Origin of the sequence: Corallococcus sp. AB038B (assembly GCF_003668955.1) — a bacterium.
Classification (GTDB): Bacteria; Myxococcota; Myxococcia; order Myxococcales; family Myxococcaceae; genus Corallococcus; species Corallococcus exiguus.
The window spans coordinates 2084401-2099050 of sequence record NZ_RAWO01000001.1; the positions used below are offsets into that span (position 1 = coordinate 2084401).

The window sequence follows — 14650 nt, forward strand, 5'->3', positions numbered from 1 at the left end:
ATGGCGGACAGATTCCTCCTGCTGGCCATGCTCCACGTCGTGGGGCTTCCTGGCCTGGCCCTGGCTCAATCCTCCCCGGTGGAGCTGAAGGCCGAAGCCGCCCCGCCGGAGCCCAAGGTGCTGACGGGGCGCATCGAGCGCATCGAGATCCAGGGCAACACCCGCACGAAGGAATCCATCATCGTCCGGGCGCTGCGCATGGCCCCGGGCGACCACCTCACCGCCGGGGACGTGGACGAGCTGAAGCGCCGGTTGATGAACCTCAAGCTCTTCACGAGCGTGGACGTGACGACGCACGCGGAAGGGCCGGGTGTCGCGCTTCATGTCCAGGTGGAGGAGCGCTGGACGCTGCTGCCCATTCCCATCTTCTCCTCCAGCGATGGGCAATGGCAGGCGGGCCTCTTCGCCGTCGAAAGCAACCTGCTGGGCCTCAACAAGATGCTGGTGTTCGGCGGGCTGGGCGGCAACCGCGGCGGCACGCTGTTCACGATGTTCAAGGACCCGGGCATCGCGGGGAGCCGCTGGACGGGGCTCGTCACGCTCAACGCCTCCAGGACGGACCGCGAGCGGCGCGTGAACGACGTCATCACGGATGCGTTCACCGACCGTCGCTTCGACCTCTCGGGGACGCTCGGCTACCAACTCACGCCGGAGCTGAATGTCGGCGCGGGCTTGTTCTCCCTCACCAACAAGCCGCTGGCCTCGGCGCCAGGCGGAGCCGTGCCCGAGCGCGGGTCGGTCCACGGCGTCACGCTCATGGCGGAGTACCTGGGCCAGGACTTCCACTTCTATTTCAACGAAGGGCTGGTGGCACGGGCCACCTACCGCGAGGGCGTGAGGGCCCTGGGGTCCGCGCGGGACCTGCAACAGTTCTCCCTCTCCGCCAGCTACACGCTGCCGGTGCTGGGCACCCATGCGCTGACGTTGACCGCCGCGTATTCGCGGACGCGGGGGGACCCATTCCTGGACGCGCAACTGTTGGGCGCCCTCACGGGGAGCCGCGGCTTCACCGCCGCGACCCTCTGGGCGGAGACGGCCAGCACCGCGACGCTGGAGTATCAGGTGCCGCTGTGGAGTCCCCGCCTGGCCACGGTCACCGCGCATGTCTTCGTGGATGTGGGCCGGGTGAAGTGGAGGGACACGCTGACGCGGTATGCCACTCCGGGCGTGGGCGTCCGCGTCTATCTGCGCGACGTGGCCGTTCCGGCCGTGGGCCTGGAGGCGGTGCGCGATCCGGAGTCAGGGGACATCCTGCCCGTCGTCACGGTGGGGTTCGGTTTCTAGCCGCCCTTCGGGGCACGGGCTCTCAAGATGACTGTCTTGTCTCTCATCCCCAGGCAGCGCGCGGCCGTCCTCGATGCCGCGCGCGAAATCTTCGCACGCAGAGGCTTCCTGGACGTCTCCCTGGGAGACATCGCGTACCGCGCGCGGTTGTCTCCGGTCCGGATGGCTGAGCTCTTCAAGGGTAAGAAGGAGCTCTTCGACGCGGTGGTGGACGACGTCTGCGATGCGGCCTTCGCGAAACTGGAGGCGGCCGTCAACGCGGCGATGACGCCCGCGGAGAAGATGCGGACCTTCATCGACATGCGCCAGGGAATGGCGGAGCGGATGGTCCAGCAGCTGCGCGTCACGCCCCGGGCGCTGCGGGAACTCATGCCGCTCGTGGAACCGCGGCTCGCGCGTCCCCGGGCTCGCGGGAGAAGCTCGAGCCGTGGCTGATGTTCTCGGTGGGGGGACGCCATGCCTGGCCCTGGCGCTGGGCCGAGGGGACCCCGCATGCGCGCTGGGAGGAGAAAGCCCCCACTCCCGTCGTGTCCAAGGTCCCTGTCGAATCGCCAATCCATTACCGGGCCGAGCCGGTCTTCACTCCTGGCCCCGCCATCCGCGACAACCTCGCGCCGTATGTGGGCCAGACACTGCTGCTGCGCCTGAACTGGCACGGGTGGAGCTATGCACTCGGGGTCCTGCTTGAGGCCACGGAGAAGGGACTCCTGCTCGACCCTCCTTGCCCTTCGCTCTGGTCGAACCGTGAGCCGGTGCTGCCCTACGGCGAGATTTCGTGGGTCGGGCCGGCGGTGGCGCTTGAAGGCCCTGAGACCGGGCCGTGAGGCCCGCGCTCGGAGGGGCTGCCACGGGTAGGGTGTCGGCGGTATCGTCGGTCCAATGTCAGGACCCTTCGCGAACCCTACCCAGCTGGTCCAATGCTCCGACGCGGAGCTCGAAGCGTTGGTGGAACAGGCTGACTTCGGAAACTTCGAGCCTGGCCGGGACCTTCCGCCGCTGCGCGAACGGCTGCTCCGGCTGGAGCGCGAGCGCGGCCTCACGGAGGTCCACCGGCTCTTCTCCGAGAAGGTCCTGGCCGCGGGGGCACGGCTCGTGGAGAGCCCGCGCTACATCGGCGTGCAACACAGCTTCGCGCTCAGTCCGGATGGACGCCACCTTGCCATCGCGAGCGGCCGCCTCGACAAATTGCCCGGCGGAGACGTACGCATCTGGGAGCTGGCGACGGGGCGCGTGGTCGACGCCGTCGGGTTCGAGACGACGCAGGTCGGCTCCACGGGGGATCCCTCCTGCCTCCAGTGGTCGCCGTCAGGGGAGTGGCTCGGCGTCAACCTGGACGATGTCGTCGTGGGCGTGCTGCGGGCCTTCGCCGGAACCCCGCCTTCCTTCACCGCCGACGTCACCCGGCGCTGGGGCTCGCCGCCGGGGGCGGCTGTCATCAATCCCAAGACCGTGGAGAACAAGGGGCACCTGCCCGCCTGGTGCTGGTCTCCGGATGAAACCCAGCTGTTCATCTCCACCCCCGGGCCGGACGGCGCGCTGGGATGCATCGTCCCGTTCCGGGAGGGGGCCCGGGTCAACGAGGACGGTGAAGGGCTTCGCTGGTGCCCGGCCCGGTTGGACGGACGGCCTTCGAAGTCGCAGCCGCATGCCTGGGTGCGGTGGAGCCCGGATGGCTCCCGCATCCATGGCTATTGCAAGTACGAGTACGTGTCCGAGCCGCACCCCGACTCGGGCCAGGACGCCCATCCGTCCGCCTCCGTCATCGACGTACAGAGTGGCGACCTCCAGTACCGCCTCGATGAGCTGAAGCTGCCGGTGGCGTTCTCGCCGGACGGTGCCCGCCTGGCCTACGGCGAGGAGCCGTCCCGGCTCGCCAACGGACACACCGGCCACGCGGTGTCCGACCTGAGCAAGGACTTCGGCGCGCGCATTCTCTCGGTCGCGGAATACGTCTGGTCCCGCGACGGCCGGCGTCTGGCCGTGCTCCTCAACGGCTACGAGTTCCCGCAGGTCCTCATCTTCGAGAACGGCAAGTTCCTGTGCCAGATGGACCTGAAGCGCCGTTCGTTCGGGCTGGCCCTCAAGAGCGGCGACCTGGGCCGCTGGGCCTGGTCGCCGGATGGCTCCATGGGCGCATGCCTGCTGCGCGAGGGAGGCATGGCCGAGCTGTGGAAGCGTGAAGGGCTCAAGGTCGAGCTATGGAAGGTGGGGTCCTCGCCCAAGATGCTCCGGCGGCTCGAGGGCGCCAACGGCATCGACGGACTGGCCTGGGGCGCGGACGGCATGCTCGTGGGAACGGGGCCCCATGCCATCGCCTTCTGGGACGTGAACACCGGAGAGCAGCGCTCCCGCTCCTCGTTGGAGTTGGAGCCGGGCCGCGTGCCGCCCCCGAGCGACTGGAACCCCTGGCCGGACGAAGTCGCACGGTTCATTCCGACCGAGCGCGGCTGGGACTTTACGCGAACACAGCCGGACGGCACCGTGGAGTGTCCTCCGGGGTCGCGGGAGAAGCTCGAGCCCCGGCTGATGTTCTCGGTGGGGGGCCGCCATGCCTGGCCCTGGCGCTGGGCCGAGGGGACCCCGCATGCGCGCTGGGAGTCCGGGGCACTTTCGCTCGTCGAGCCCCAGGCGGAGGCCGCGTTCGAGGAGCGGCGCGTCCCCGTGCCCGAAGGCGAGACGCTGGCGGCGAGAGACGCCCGGCACGGGACGTGGGGATTCCTGAAGCAATACGAGGCCCCCACGCGGCCCCTGGATCATTACAGGGCCGACCCGGTGTTCACGCACGGTCCCGCCATCAGCCGCGCCAACCTCACGCCGTATCTCGGCAAGGGGGTGATGCTGCGCCAGACGCAGTACGGGACGTGGTACGCGCTCGGGGCCCTGCTCGAGGTCTCCGACGAGGGAATCCTCCTCCACCCGCGCGCTCCCATCGGCTCGTACCGCGAGCGGCTCCTGTCCTTCCGGGACATCCTCTGGATTGGACCGGCGGTGCCGCTCGACACGCCGGAGGGCTAGTGCCAGGTGCCCACGCCGAAACCCCAGCCGAAGTAGCGGCGGGACACGTCGGCGAAGCCGCTGACGCGCCACGAGGTGTCGGGCGAAAACAAGCCGAAGACGGACCATTGGAACAGCCGCAACTCCGCGCTGGCGGTGCCATGCAGGCGAGGCCCGACAGTGTCGAAGCGGCTGGGCTCCAGGTAGCTGCCCGCGCGCAGCTGCAGCCGGTTCTCGAGGGGCTCCAGCTCCGCGCCGACGCGGGGTGAAATCGAGAGGTGCCGCCCGGAGCGCTCCAGCTGCTGCGACAGGAAGGAGTCGAAGCCGATGGCATTCGGCACGGAGCCGCTGATGAGCACGGACCCGGTCAGCAGCAGCTTCGAGCGTGGCAGGGCCCTGTAGCGTTCCGCGCGGTCCGGGCCCCACGGCATCTGGAGCGGGCGGTCGCCGAACTGCCAGGCGACTCCCGCTTCAATCTCCCAGGGGAGCCGGACGGAGGCGGGCAGGTAGAGCCCGGCGACCTTCACGTTGCCGGCCTCGTCCGCGGTGGTCGGGCCGCCAGGGGTGAGCCCTCCCTGGACGGGAGCCCGGAGGGTCAGCGCGGCACGCATCGGCAGCCCCATGGGCGTCCAGAGGGCACCGGCCTCCACGTTGCCGCCGAACATGCTGGCGAGCTTGTTGTTCGCATCCTCGGCGGTGTTGATCTCCAGGGTGACCGCGCGCAGCCCCACGCCCACCGTCAGTTCGCCATCCAGGAAGCCGCGCGCGAGCTGGAACTGGAAGCGGGTCATGCTCAGGTTGAGGAGCCGTCCATTCGCGTCCTGTCCCAGGGCATAGGTCTGCAGTGACGCGGCGCCGCCCACTCCCCAGGGGCCCCACTGAATCAGTCCACCAATCTGGGTGAAGACGAAGTCGTCGTTGGCGAAGCCCACCGCGCCGTTGTTGTCGAAGTCGCTGTCGCGCAGCGAGCTGGGAAACGTGAAGGCGAGCGACAGGTCGTAGTCGACGTGCTTGGACGAATAGAGCGAGCGCACCGCCGGAGCGGCCGTGTTGACGCTGATTCCCTCGACGCCCTCGGCGATGGGGGCATACGCGCCGGCCAGGCCGGACACCCGCACCGGCGCCAGCACCGGGCCCTGGTACACGTCGATGGCGTAGTTGGAGCTGGTGAGCGGCGGATTGTCCGCGAGCGCTGCACTGCTGGAGACCAGGACGGCCAGGGCCGCGAGCCGGGCGAAGGAGGAGGGACGGGGAGAGGCCATGGCGGAGCGAGGTCCCGCGAGAATACATGGCCCCTGGCGAGGCGCCGTCGTCCCGTTCGCTGCAGCTCGGGTCCCTTTGGCTGCACCCGTCCGGAAGTGGACCCGCTTCGGGCGTAGACTCCACCGGCCGTGGAATCCACCTCTCCCGCCGCGCCGTCCGTGCTGCTGCCCCTGCTGCGCCGCGTGCCGCTGCTGATGCTCGTCTGCGCGGTGCCGGGCGTCGTCACCGCGCTCCATACCTGGGTCTATGCGCAGGCCCGGGAGCCGGGCTACCCGCTCAGCCGGGCGCTGATGGTGCAGGTGCCGCAGTGGCAGTACTGGGCATTAGCCACGCCTTTCATCCTCGCGCTCGGCCAGCGCTTCCGACTGGAGCGCGGCGTCTGGCCCCGGAGCCTCGCGGTCCTCCTGGCCGCGCTCGTCGCGGTCATGGTCCCCTACGTGAGCATCATCTACTTCGCCGCCCGGGCCACGGGAGAGACGTGGCTTTTGGAGAGCACCTGGGCGCGGATGCTGCCCTTGATGATGGCCAAGTACAGCGTCCTGTCCCTGCTCATCTACGGCGGCATCCTCGCCATCGGCTACGCCGTGGACTACCACCGCCGCTTCCGCGAGGGAGAGCTGGCCCAGGCCCACCTGGAGACGCGCCTCGCGCACGCGCAGTTGGATGCCCTGCGCGCGCAGCTCCACCCGCACTTCCTCTTCAACACGCTCAACGCCATCTCCGTGCTCGTGCGCAAGCAGGACACCGCCGGCTCCATCCGCATGCTCACCGGCGTCAGTGAGCTCCTGCGCATGGCCCTCCACACCACGGGCCGCCAGCAGGTTCCCTTCCACGAGGACGTGGACTTCCTGGAGCGCTACCTCGACATCGAGCAGACCCGCTTCCAGGACCGGCTCCAGGTGGTGCGCGCCATCGCCCCGGCCACGCTGGGCGCGCTCGTGCCCAGCCTCATCCTCCAGCCCCTGGTGGAGAACGCCATCAAGCACGGCATCGCCACCCGCTCAGGTCCGGGACGCGTGGAGCTGCGCGCCTCGCGCGAAGGAGCCCGGCTGGTGCTGGAGGTGCTCGACGACGGTCCCGGGCTCGCACCCGGATGGGACCGCCAGGATGGCCGCATTGGCGTGGCCAACGTGCGTGACCGACTGCGACAGCTCTACGGCGACCGCCATGTCTTCACGCTGGAGAACCGCGCCGGGGGCGGCGTGCGCGCCCGCCTGGAGCTGCCCTTCCAGTCCGCCGTGCCGGAGGCGCTCGGGGCATGAACGCGGCCGTCGCCATCCGCACGCTCGTCGTGGATGACGAGCCCCTGGCGCGCGAGGGCCTGCGTCTGCTGCTGGCCGCGGATCCGGATGTCCGCGTGGTGGGCGAGGCCGGCAACGGACCGGAGGCGGTGCGCCTCATCCGCGAGTACCGGCCGGACCTGGTCCTGCTGGACGTGCAGATGCCGGAGCTCAACGGCTTCGAGGTGCTCGCGCGGCTGGACCCTGGCGAAGTGCCCGCCGTCATCTTCGTCACCGCGTATGATCAGTACGCGCTGCGCGCCTTCGACATCCACGCGCTCGACTACCTCCTCAAGCCCTTCCGCGACGACCGCTTCCACGACGCCATTGGCCGCGCCAAGGCGCAGATCCGCATGGCGCGGATGTCCGACCTCAGCCAGCGGTTGATGTCCGTGCTCTCCACCTACGGCGAGCGAGACAGCACGCCCACCCCGGCGCCCACACCGCCCGAGCCATGGATGCGCCGGCTGGCCATCCGCGACGCGGGCCGGGTGGTGTTCCTCGACGTGGACGAAATCGAATACATCGAGGCCGCTGACTACTACGTGCAGATCCACGCGGGCGGGAAGGCCTACCTCCACCGCGAGACGATGCAGAGCCTGGAGGAGCGCCTGGAGCCGGAGCGCTTCATGCGCATCCACCGGTCGGCCATCGTGAACGCGCGCCGCATCCGCGAGCTGCGCAGCGAGGGCCGCAGGGACCTGGTCGTGGTGCTCACCTCCGGCGCGGAGCTGCGCGTCGCCCGCAGCCACCGCGAGAAGTTCCAGCACCTGCGCTGAACGTCACGAAGCCAGGGGCGTGGAGGCGCGGCGCACCGGGAATCGCCGCCACACCTGTCGTTCCCAGAGAACCCCTCCCAGCAGCACCGCGGCGCCGCTCCAGAGCAGCAGCGCGTTCTCATCCAGCGCATGACTGAGGACGAGCAGTCCGCCACCCGCGCCTGAAATCGCAAGCGGAGCCATGCTGCGAAGGCGCCACGCCCTCCATGCATTCACGGCGAGCGACAGGGCGATGGCCACCCCCAGGACAAGCTGATGGGACGACTCGGAGAGCGAGACGCCGACCCCCACGAAGGACAGCACCTGCGCATAGGCCGAAAGGTGCCCCGGGCACACGGCACACGCCAGGAGCGGTACCCATGAAGCCCAGCGGCCCCCGGGGCGTGAAGCCTCCGCTCGATGGTGGGAGCAGTCACAGGACGAACCGGGAAGACCCCCCTCCGTCGTGACCGCGTTGTTGTCCGATTCAGGCATGGAATTGTCCCCTCAGGTGAACGCCAGGGTGGCTCCAAGTACTGCGCCATGGATTTAAATGCAACTGTGTTGCGTTTTCGGGGCTGCCCGTTCGCCGCACGGGCGGACCGGTTCGCCGCGAGGCAGTCCCCACCGGCTGAACACTTTCCCCGCGGGCCATTCGCGCGGGCACGGTGCCGTCCGCTCACTCCCCACGGAGGCACTCCATGCCCGCGTCATCTGCCCTGTCCCCGCGCCCGAGCGTCCTGAGGTTGTCCGCCCTCGTCCTGGGCACGCTGCTCGCGGTGGCACCCGCGAGCGCCGCGCCGAACGCGTCGTATCCGCTCCCGCCTGCCTCCTCGCGCCATGAAGCACAGGTCCAGCAGGCGCGGGCCTTCGCCCAGAAGGTGCTCAAGGACTTCAAGCTGCCGGGCCTCTCCGTGGCCGTCGCGCATCGCGGTCAGGTCATCTGGTCCGAAGGCTTTGGCTACGCGGACCTGGAGCAGGGCATCCCCGTCACCCCACTGACCCGCTTCCGCGTGGGCAGCGTGTCCAAGGTCCTCACCGCCGCCGCCGTGGCGCGTCTGGTGGAGGAGGGGAGATTGAACCTGGATGCCCCCATCCAGAAGTACGTGCCGGCCTTCCCCGTGAAGCCATGGCCCATCACCACGCGCCAGCTCACCGGGCACCTGGCGGGCATCCGTCACTACCTGGACCGGGATGAAGCCATCTTCCAGGAGTCGAGGCACTTCAGCAGCCTCACCCAGGCCCTGGGCCTCTTCCAGGACGACGCGCTGCTGTCCGAGCCCGGAACGGCGTACGCCTACTCCAGTTATGGCTTCAACCTGGTGGGCGCCGTGGTGGAAGGAGCCGCGCACGAGGAGTTCCTCCGCTACATGCAGCGCGCCGTCTTCGAGCCGCTGGGCATGCGCCACACCAGTGCGGATCATCCCCACCAGCTGATTCCCCACCGCACGCGCTTCTATGCGAACGGCCCGGAGGGCAGTCACCAGCACGCCGCCCACGTGGACAACAGCTACAAGTGGCCCGGCGGAGGCTTCCTCTCCACCGCCGAGGACCTCGTCGTCTTCGGCTCCGCGCACCTCCAGCCCGGCTTCCTGCGCAAGGAGACGCTGGCCCTCCTCTTCACCTCGCAGAAACTCAAGTCCGGCAAGGAGACGGGCGTGGGCCTCGGCTGGCGCATCGGTGTCTCCGCGCAGGGACGGCGCATCCTCCACCACCGGGGCGCCATCGAAGGCGGCCGCGCGATGCTGATGCTCTTCCCGGACTCCCAGCTCGTCGTGGCCCTGCTGGGGAACACCTACGCGGACTTCGCGGAGGAGCAGGCCGCGCAGCTGGGGGAGCTCTTCATGACCGCGCCCCGGTGAACCTCACTTCCGCTTCCGGCCACGGGCTTTTGTCGGCGCCGGCTCGGCCAGGGTGGCAAGGGCATCCACGAAGAGCCGGACCTTGGGGGGAAGGTTCAGCCGGCTGGGATAGACGACGTGGATGGGCCGCATCGACGCGGGCCGGGGGCCGAAGAGGACCTTCAGCCGTCCGTCCCGGATGGCTTCCTGGCAGAGGATGTCGGGCACCCGCGCGATGCCGACCCCGGCGATGGCCGCATCGCACGCGAGCTCGCTGTCGTTCACCATCAGGACCGGATCGATCCGGGACTTCACGCCCTCGGCCTCCCACGTCTCGAACGCGCTGAATCCAATGCAGCGCGCGGAGCCCAGCTCCCTGGCGGCCGGGATGCCGTGCTTCGACAGGAAGCGGGGGCTCGCCACGAAGCGGACCGCGCCCTCTCCCAGCTTTCGCGCCACGAGCGACGAATCATTGAGCGGGCCGATGTGGATGGCGACGTCGAACCCCTCTTCGATGAGGTGGACACGGCGGTCCGCCAGCACCAGCTCCACCCGCGCCTGGGGATAGCGACCGAGGAACTTCGAGATGACAGGCGTGAGGTAGCGCCGGCCGTAGAGAACCGGCGAGGAGACCCGAATCAGGCCGGTGGGATCCGCCTTGCCCTGCTGCACCTCGCTGTTCGCTTCTTCGATGAGCGCGGCGATGGCGGCGCAGCGCTCGGAGTACGTCACGCCTGCCCCCGTCACGCGCAGTCGCCGCGTGGTCCGCTCCAGGAGCCGCACGCCCAGCCGCTCCTCCAGGTGGCGGATGCGCTCGCTGACGGTCTGCTTGGTGATGCCGAGCTTGAGTGCCGCGCGGGTGAAGCTCTCCTCTCGGACAACCGTCGCGAAGAGGAGCATGTCGGCCGGTGGAATCATGGGCGTCAAGATTAACCTGACAATGAGTTCGTCCGGGGCCGCATTGTCCGGGCACTCCAGCGGACGCATGGTGTTGCCTCACGCAACCACAGGAGTGCCACCCATGAAGCTCTACTTCGCCCTCAGGACCCGAGCGGTCCGCCCCCGCTGGCTGCTGGAGGAACTCGGCGTGCCCTATGAGCTGGTCAGGCTCGACCTGGCCCGGCAGGAGAACACCGCCCCTGAGTACCTGGCGGTGCATCCGCTGGGAGACCTCCCCGCCCTGGTGGATGGGGACGTCACGCTGCTCGAGTCCCTGTCCATCTGTCTGCACCTGGCCGACCGGTTCCCGGAGAAGCACCTGGCGCCGCCGGTGGGGAGCGCGGAGCGCGGTCCCTATTACGGCTGGATGGTCTTCGCCGAGTTGAGCCTCGACCCCCTGGTGATGGAGTTCTACCGGGACGCGCAGTCGCCGGTGGCGCGCGAAGTCCCGGAAGGGGAGGCCGCGAAGCTCAGGACCCGGCTCACGTCCGCTCTCGACCTCATCCAGAGGGGACTCGGCGGCCGTGAATTCCTCGTGGGTGAGGCCTTCACCGCCGCCGACGTGGTGATGGCTTCCATCCTCCACCTCGCGAACACGCTGATGCTGCTCGACGGGTATCCGGAACTGGTGGCGTACGTCAGGCGCCACTCTCAACGCCCCGCGGTGCGCAGGGCGGTCTCTGGGTGATCCGTTACCAGGTCTTCGCCGAGGCGAGCGCCTCGTTGAAGTCCAGGCCGTTGACCCGCATCACCGCGAGCCAGTTGATGGCGCCCACGACGTCGAAGACGAGGCCTTGTCCCGCCGTGGCTTCGACGATGCCGGCTCCCGCCGTGTTGCCCGTGCCGACGCCGTAGGCGATGCCCGTGTCCGCGAACTCCACGCTCGCGAGGCCCGCGCCGAAGTTGTTGTCTCCGACCGAGGCCGCCACGTGGTACCGGCCATCGGGGACCTGGACCCGGAACTTCGCGCCCGTCGTCAGCACGAAGCTGGCGAGGCGCGGATCCTGGGTGCCGTTGCGATCGCCTCGGGTCTGGAGTCCGCCCGCGCCCTGCCAGCCCCAACCGCGCGCCGCATCGAAGGCGGAGTCGTCCGCCACCGCCCAGCCCGACACCAGCGGCGCTCCGGGCGGCTGGAAGTTCAAGGCGATCAGCTCAAGCGTCGCATTCGGAATGACGTCCAGGGCCGCCTGGGCTTCGACCGTCCCGACCTTCGCGTGGAGTGTCGTGGTGCCCTCCGAGAGTCCCTGGACCGTGCCGTGGGCCACCGTGGCGACGGCCGGGGCGGCGGAGCTCCAGGTGGCCTCGCAGGTGACGTCGCGCGTGAAGATGTCGGTTCCTCGATGGAAGGAGCCCACGGCCTTGATGCCTGCGGACCTGCCACGAACCACCTTGAGCGTCGGTGGAGGCTGGACCTGCAACGCTTCGAGCACGACGACGCCCGCCATCGGCACCACTTCGAGTTCCAGCGCTCCCACCAGCGCACGCCGGGTGAGCGGGTCGGTGTAGCTGGCCTGCAGCCGTGCCCGGCCCGGGTTGAGGGCCCGGAAGCTACCGACCGCGTCCACGGTCGCCACCAGTGGATCGAGCGAGCTGAACGTGACTTCGGAGGTGGCGGCGACCGAGGTCCCGTCCTGGAACACCGCCGTCACCTGGAGCTTGCCACCCATCCCCACCTCGACCGGCGCGGTGGACGCGGTCACATCGATGCGCCGCAACAGTCGAGCGGGCCTTGGATCGAGCCGGTACACGAAGACGTTGGTGTCGACGGTGTTCACGACCACGAAGACATTCAGGCTCGGCACGTAGCGGAACCGGCCATAGGTCCCGTTCATGTTGGCCGGACCGGGCACCACCGTGCTGAGCGCCGCGTGCTTCGTCCAGACGCGGGTGTCCAGGTCCAGCGAGTAGACGTCCCCGCCGCCCTTCCACGCGACGATGCGGTCGGTCACCGCATCGTAGTCGACGCCAGGGTTGCCCCCGTCCTCGATCTCCCGTGCGCCCGTGGTGGCGAGCCGCACGCGCTTCGGAACGAACTTCCCCAGCGCGTCGATGGCCGTGGTGTCGGTGACGCCCTGTCCAATCTCGACGTAGAGCTTGCGCCGAGGGTCGACGACCGCGTTCTTGTAATAGCCCTGCTGATCCGCCTCGCCGCGAATCGTCCACTTGCCGGTGACAGGATCCCAGAACGACAGCGCCTGCGAGCCGGCGTGGTACCAGACGACGCGCGTGTTGGGGTCGTAGGCGCTGTTGGCGCCGGTGCGAGTCCCCAACTGCGGAAGGTCGGGGTGGTTCTCCCAGCGGTTCGTGTCCAGGTTGAGCGCCGTCTGCGGCCAGCCATCCCAACCAATCGCGAGGAACCTGTCGAAGGGCGGCGGCAGGTACTCGAGCCCGTCGTACGTGTGGATGGCGCAGTTGACCCCCAGCGCACGGTCGGGGCACTCCTGCCCGGAGCCGACGGGATCCGGATCGGTCAGGCGCACCCACGCGCCCGTCCGGAGGTCGAAGCCGTAGATTTCATTGCCGTAGTAGCCGTTGTGGCCGCCGCCGGAGATGTAGAGCCGGTCGCGCTGGGTGTCGAAGCCGCCGCTCGACCAGTCGTCCATGATGCCGCTGATGCCCTCGCCCAGACCGAGCCACGGGTACAGGGATGGGGACAGCGAGAAGGCCCGCAGGTTCGAGGCAGGAAACTCGTACCAGTGTCCCGGTGCCAGCGCGGAGAACACATCCGGCGGGGCCGCGGGGATCGTCACCGTCACCGGATTCGACGGGAGGCTCTCGCCGCCTTCGTCCGTGAGCGCGGTGACGGTGTACGTGTACGTCTCGCCCGGGACGACCGGACGGTGGGCGAAGGACGGCCGAAGCACCTGACCGACCAGCGCCGGGCCCCGCAGCACTCGGTAGCGTTTGACCAACGCATCCGGCGACGGCTCCCACGTCAGCGCGACTTCGAAGGAGGAGACGCTGGCCGCGGCGAGGTTCGTCGGCGGGGCAGGGCGCGCGGGCTGCTCACCGCAAGAGACGACCCCGGCATCAACGCCTGCGTCAGTGCCGGCATCGGAGCCCGCATCGACTCCAGCGTCAGTGTCCGCGACGATTCCGCCGCCATCCGGACCGCCGACAGTACCGGTGCAGCCGGCCGCGCCCAGGAGCAACACACTGATGGCAAGGGTCCGAACGAGCAGCGAAGAGATCATGTTGGCGCCATTCTATCGTGTGGCTGCCTGCGGTCCTGGTGGGCTCGGCGCTGTTTGGCCACGCGCTCATCTTCCGCCGGCTCTGGATGCAGCACATTCCTTGAGTGCCAGTCCCCCGGGCAGCCCGCCTGGGCACCGTCAGGGGTCGTATATGCCTTGACGAGCATATGAAGTCGTGGGCATATACGGGTCATGGAATCATCGTTCGCGATCATCGCGGAGCCGAACCGCCGGGCCATCCTCAGCCTGCTGGCGTCGTCGGAGCACTCCGTCGGCGAAATCGAGCACCAGCTGCGGATGCCCCAGACGTCGGTCTCCAAGCACCTCCGCGTGCTTCGTGATGCCGGCTTCGTGGAGTCGCGCGTCGACGCTCAACGGCGCGTCTATCGCATCCGGCCGGAGCCGCTCATGGAGGTCGATGAGTGGCTCACGCCATTCCGGCGCTTCTGGACGCTCCACGTGGACGCGCTCGAACGCCATCTCGACCGGATGGACCAGGAACCCGAACCCAAGAAGGGAAAGAAACGATGAGCCACCGTGCGAAGTACACGCCCGGCCCCGCGGCCGGAGCCAGTGTCCAGAAGGCAGGCGACAAGTGGACGCTCGTCCTTGTGCGGGACCTGCGTCATCCCCCGGCGAAGGTGTGGAAGGCGCTGACCGACCCCGCGCACCTGTCTGAATGGGCGCCGTTCGACGCGGACCGGAACATGGCCAGCGTGGGGCCGGTGAAGCTCTCCACGGTCGGTGCGCCGACGCCCATGGTCGCCGAGACCACCGTGAGGCGAGCGGAAGAGCCGAAGCTGCTCGAGTACAGCTGGGGGCAGCAGGACCTGCGCTGGGAGCTGGAGGCGACGGGCGTCGGCGGCACCCGGCTCACGCTCTGGCACAACATCGACCGGGGCTTCATCTCGTGGGGCGCCGCGGGCTGGCACATCTGCTTCGACGTGCTCGATCAGCTCCTCTCGGGCGACCCCATGGGGCGCATCGTGGGGCCCGATGCGATGCAGTACGACTGGCAGCGCTTGAACTCCGAGTACGCGGCGCAGTTCGGGGTCCAGAGTCCCACCTGGAAGGCCAGCAACTCGAAGGAGTGAAGG

Annotated in this window: 14 protein-coding genes; 10 read left to right on the forward strand and 4 right to left on the reverse strand. The window is 69.1% G+C overall.

The annotated features are described in order from the left end of the window. The 4 genes from D7Y04_RS08725 (at position 1) to D7Y04_RS08740 (ending at position 4299) form a co-directional block, all read left to right on the forward strand. Positions 1 to 1284, forward strand: coding sequence for an FtsQ-type POTRA domain-containing protein (locus D7Y04_RS08725; RefSeq protein WP_121758912.1), 1284 nt, complete (start codon positions 1 to 3; stop codon positions 1282 to 1284). A 27-nt stretch (positions 1285 to 1311) separates the two neighbouring features. Continuing rightward, positions 1312 to 1719 carry a TetR/AcrR family transcriptional regulator gene (locus D7Y04_RS08730; RefSeq protein ID WP_121758913.1) on the forward strand — a complete coding sequence of 136 codons (408 nt, stop codon included), beginning with the start codon at positions 1312 to 1314 and terminating at the stop codon, positions 1717 to 1719. 92 nt (positions 1720 to 1811) lie between these two features. After that, on the forward strand, positions 1812 to 2108 hold the full coding sequence (locus tag D7Y04_RS08735) for a hypothetical protein (protein WP_147477063.1): 297 nt from the start codon (positions 1812 to 1814) through the stop codon (positions 2106 to 2108). A 121-nt stretch (positions 2109 to 2229) separates the two neighbouring features. Continuing rightward, a complete protein-coding gene (locus D7Y04_RS08740) occupies positions 2230 to 4299 on the forward strand; it encodes a WD40 repeat domain-containing protein (RefSeq protein ID WP_233601315.1) in 2070 nt (689 codons plus the stop codon). On the opposite strand, the gene D7Y04_RS08745 is transcribed toward D7Y04_RS08740, so the two are convergent. Continuing rightward, positions 4296 to 5540, reverse strand: coding sequence for a hypothetical protein (locus D7Y04_RS08745; RefSeq protein WP_120593481.1), 1245 nt, complete (start codon positions 5538 to 5540; stop codon positions 4296 to 4298). The two genes, D7Y04_RS08740 and D7Y04_RS08745, sit on opposite strands and share 4 nt — an antisense overlap. A gap of 129 nt (positions 5541 to 5669) precedes the next feature. Between D7Y04_RS08745 and D7Y04_RS08750 the strand changes: the two genes are divergently transcribed. Together D7Y04_RS08750 and D7Y04_RS08755 are read left to right on the forward strand one after the other, a co-directional pair. Next, positions 5670 to 6803: a sensor histidine kinase gene (locus D7Y04_RS08750; protein WP_121758916.1), complete on the forward strand. Its 1134-nt coding sequence runs from the start codon at positions 5670 to 5672 to the stop codon at positions 6801 to 6803. Further along, the gene (locus D7Y04_RS08755) at positions 6800 to 7600 is read left to right on the forward strand and encodes a LytTR family DNA-binding domain-containing protein (protein WP_121758917.1); all 801 of its coding nucleotides are present in this window, start codon (positions 6800 to 6802) and stop codon (positions 7598 to 7600) included. Before D7Y04_RS08750 ends, D7Y04_RS08755 begins: the two co-directional genes overlap by 4 nt. A gap of 3 nt (positions 7601 to 7603) precedes the next feature. Here the strand turns inward: D7Y04_RS08755 and D7Y04_RS08760 are convergent, their stop codons facing one another. Then, positions 7604 to 8074, reverse strand: coding sequence for a MerC family mercury resistance protein (locus tag D7Y04_RS08760; RefSeq protein ID WP_366928020.1), 471 nt, complete (start codon positions 8072 to 8074; stop codon positions 7604 to 7606). Between the two features lie 206 nt (positions 8075 to 8280). Between D7Y04_RS08760 and D7Y04_RS08765 the strand changes: the two genes are divergently transcribed. Continuing rightward, the gene (locus tag D7Y04_RS08765) at positions 8281 to 9441 is read left to right on the forward strand and encodes a serine hydrolase (RefSeq protein WP_121758919.1); all 1161 of its coding nucleotides are present in this window, start codon (positions 8281 to 8283) and stop codon (positions 9439 to 9441) included. Between the two features lie 3 nt (positions 9442 to 9444). Here D7Y04_RS08765 and D7Y04_RS08770 read toward each other — a convergent pair whose 3' ends face one another. Further along, the gene (locus D7Y04_RS08770) at positions 9445 to 10338 is read right to left on the reverse strand and encodes a LysR family transcriptional regulator (RefSeq protein WP_171806391.1); all 894 of its coding nucleotides are present in this window, start codon (positions 10336 to 10338) and stop codon (positions 9445 to 9447) included. Positions 10339 to 10441: 103 nt separating this feature from the next. Between D7Y04_RS08770 and D7Y04_RS08775 the strand changes: the two genes are divergently transcribed. Then, a complete protein-coding gene (locus tag D7Y04_RS08775; RefSeq protein WP_120593475.1) occupies positions 10442 to 11047 on the forward strand; it encodes a glutathione S-transferase family protein in 606 nt (201 codons plus the stop codon). A gap of 4 nt (positions 11048 to 11051) precedes the next feature. On the opposite strand, the gene D7Y04_RS08780 is transcribed toward D7Y04_RS08775, so the two are convergent. After that, a complete protein-coding gene (locus D7Y04_RS08780) occupies positions 11052 to 13553 on the reverse strand; it encodes a hypothetical protein (protein ID WP_147477064.1) in 2502 nt (833 codons plus the stop codon). Between the two features lie 192 nt (positions 13554 to 13745). Here D7Y04_RS08780 and D7Y04_RS08785 point away from each other — a divergent pair, with 192 nt between their 5' ends. Both D7Y04_RS08785 and D7Y04_RS08790 read left to right on the forward strand, forming a co-directional pair. Further along, on the forward strand, positions 13746 to 14084 hold the full coding sequence (locus D7Y04_RS08785; RefSeq protein WP_121758921.1) for a helix-turn-helix transcriptional regulator: 339 nt from the start codon (positions 13746 to 13748) through the stop codon (positions 14082 to 14084). Then, the gene (locus D7Y04_RS08790) at positions 14081 to 14647 is read left to right on the forward strand and encodes an SRPBCC family protein (RefSeq protein WP_121758922.1); all 567 of its coding nucleotides are present in this window, start codon (positions 14081 to 14083) and stop codon (positions 14645 to 14647) included. Before D7Y04_RS08785 ends, D7Y04_RS08790 begins: the two co-directional genes overlap by 4 nt. The last annotated feature ends 3 nt before the right edge of the window (positions 14648 to 14650 follow it).

Coding starts and splice junctions, on each gene's coding strand:
- D7Y04_RS08765 (WP_121758919.1), top strand. CDS start 8,281: ATGCCCGCGTCATCTGCCCTGTCCCCGCGCCCGAGCGTCCTGAGGTTG.
- D7Y04_RS08730 (WP_121758913.1), top strand. CDS start 1,312: ATGACTGTCTTGTCTCTCATCCCCAGGCAGCGCGCGGCCGTCCTCGAT.
- D7Y04_RS08745 (WP_120593481.1), bottom strand. CDS start 5,540: ATGGCCTCTCCCCGTCCCTCCTCCTTCGCCCGGCTCGCGGCCCTGGCC.
- D7Y04_RS08775 (WP_120593475.1), top strand. CDS start 10,442: ATGAAGCTCTACTTCGCCCTCAGGACCCGAGCGGTCCGCCCCCGCTGG.
- D7Y04_RS08760 (WP_366928020.1), bottom strand. CDS start 8,074: ATGCCTGAATCGGACAACAACGCGGTCACGACGGAGGGGGGTCTTCCC.
- D7Y04_RS08725 (WP_121758912.1), top strand. CDS start 1: ATGGCGGACAGATTCCTCCTGCTGGCCATGCTCCACGTCGTGGGGCTT.
- D7Y04_RS08785 (WP_121758921.1), top strand. CDS start 13,746: ATGGAATCATCGTTCGCGATCATCGCGGAGCCGAACCGCCGGGCCATC.
- D7Y04_RS08780 (WP_147477064.1), bottom strand. CDS start 13,553: ATGATCTCTTCGCTGCTCGTTCGGACCCTTGCCATCAGTGTGTTGCTC.
- D7Y04_RS08790 (WP_121758922.1), top strand. CDS start 14,081: ATGAGCCACCGTGCGAAGTACACGCCCGGCCCCGCGGCCGGAGCCAGT.
- D7Y04_RS08755 (WP_121758917.1), top strand. CDS start 6,800: ATGAACGCGGCCGTCGCCATCCGCACGCTCGTCGTGGATGACGAGCCC.
- D7Y04_RS08770 (WP_171806391.1), bottom strand. CDS start 10,338: ATGATTCCACCGGCCGACATGCTCCTCTTCGCGACGGTTGTCCGAGAG.